Origin of the sequence: Robiginitalea sp., from assembly GCF_049588695.1 — a bacterium.
GTDB lineage: Bacteria > Bacteroidota > Bacteroidia > Flavobacteriales > Flavobacteriaceae > Robiginitalea.
Genome location: NZ_JBAVZJ010000530.1, coordinates 1 through 1,723 on the forward strand (window position 1 = coordinate 1; position 1,723 = coordinate 1,723).

The 1,723-nt window shown below is 51.5% G+C and carries 2 protein-coding genes; both read left to right on the forward strand.

The window, feature by feature from the left end; all coding sequences use genetic code 11:
- The coding region (locus tag WBV75_RS12300) for a sensor histidine kinase (RefSeq protein ID WP_424120883.1) at positions 1-1,145 on the forward strand (1,145 nt) is incomplete at its 5' end.
- Positions 1,146-1,148: 3 nt separating this feature from the next.
- Positions 1,149-1,723, forward strand: a 575-nt coding sequence (locus WBV75_RS12305) for an FIST N-terminal domain-containing protein (protein WP_424120884.1), incomplete at its 3' end; no start/stop codon positions are given.

A 1,723-nucleotide genomic window follows, 5' to 3' on the forward strand; every position in this document is an offset into this window, starting at 1 on the left:
CCCTCATTCAAAAAGGAGTAGATTATTGGAGAAGGCAGAAAATCCTGGTCGAGGAATGGGATCAGGCGCAGTTTATTGAAATGACCAAAAAACTGATGGAGCAAGGGCAGGAAAAGAGCGCAAAATCTTATCAGGCCGGCGAAGAACCGCCGGAGCGCCTCGTACTCCACCAGGTACCCTTTGCCCAGGGGATGCTCTATGTGGGCAATACAGAACCACTTACGGGCAGGGAAATAGATGTTGTTAAAGCGCTTACCCGGACCTTTGCGGTGGCCTATGCCCGGTACGAAGATTTTAAGGAGTTGGAGAAAGCCAAGAAAAAGGTTGAAAACACCCTCGATGACCTGCAAGCCGCCCAATCCCAATTGATCCAGTCCGAAAAAATGGCCTCCCTGGGGGAACTGACAGCAGGGATTGCCCATGAGATCAAAAACCCGCTGAACTTTGTCAATAATTTCTCCGAGGTGAGCCGGGAACTCCTGGAGGAGCTTATGGAGGAGATGGAAAAAGGGGACCTGGAGGAAGTCAAAGCCCTTACGGAAGACCTGGTGCAAAACCTCGAAAAGATCGTCCATCACGGCAAACGGGCAGACAGCATTGTAAAAGGCATGCTGCAGCACAGCCGAAGCAGTGACGGGCATAGGGAACCTACAGATCTCAATGCCCTTACGGATGAATATGTACGCCTGGCCTACCATGGCCTGCGGGCAAAAGATAAGTCCTTTAATGCCACGGTCAACACCCATTTTGACCCCGGCCTGGGAACCCTGGACGTCGTACCCCAGGATATCGGTCGGGTGATTCTGAACCTGCTCACCAATGCCTTTTATGCCGTGAGTGAAAAATCCCTCAGGGGTACTTCTTCTGAAAACGGGAAGTACCAGCCCACGGTCACCATTGAGACCCAAAGGGTAAAAGACCAGTTGAAAATTTCAGTTTCGGATAATGGGGATGGGATGCCGAAAAAGGTTCTGGAGAAGATCTTCCAGCCCTTTTTTACAACCAAGCCCACCGGACAGGGCACGGGACTGGGCCTCTCTCTGAGCTATGATATTGTAAAGGCCCATGGGGGGGAATTAAAAGTGGAGACCACCCAGGGCGAGGGCACCACCTTTTACATGAATTTTAAAACCGAGACAGCTTAAGGTATGAAGGCAAAAACCATACACGGAGATTCCCCCGAAGAAATACAGGCAGCTCTGCACCAAATCATGGATGGGAATTTCCTGCCTACTCTGGCCATAGTTTTTATTTCCATAAAGCAGGATCGCAAGGCGGTTTGCTCGCTTTTCGAAAGGGAAGGAATCCAGGTGATCGGGGCGACTTCTTCCGGGGAATTTGTAGAAGGTCATGAAAGCAAAGAGGGCATTGTGGCAATGCTCCTGGATCTGGACCCGTCATCCTTTCGAATAATCCTCCGGGAAATCGGGGACGGCAGCCTAAAGGAAGCGGCCGGGGATCTTCTGGGCCAGGCGAAGGAAGCCTTTTCCAATCCCTCGTTCATCCTGCTCAGCACTTTTCACAGCGAAAAAGGCACTACCGTCGACGGGGGAAGCCTCATCCGATATATAACGGAAGTAGCCGGTCCGGAAGTAAACCTCTTCGGGGGCATGGCCGGAGATGACATTTCCTTCACAGGAACCTTTGTCTTTACAGACTCCCGGGTGACCGATTACGGAATTGTGGCCCTGGTCCTGGATGAGGAAAAAGTACGTCTGAGGGG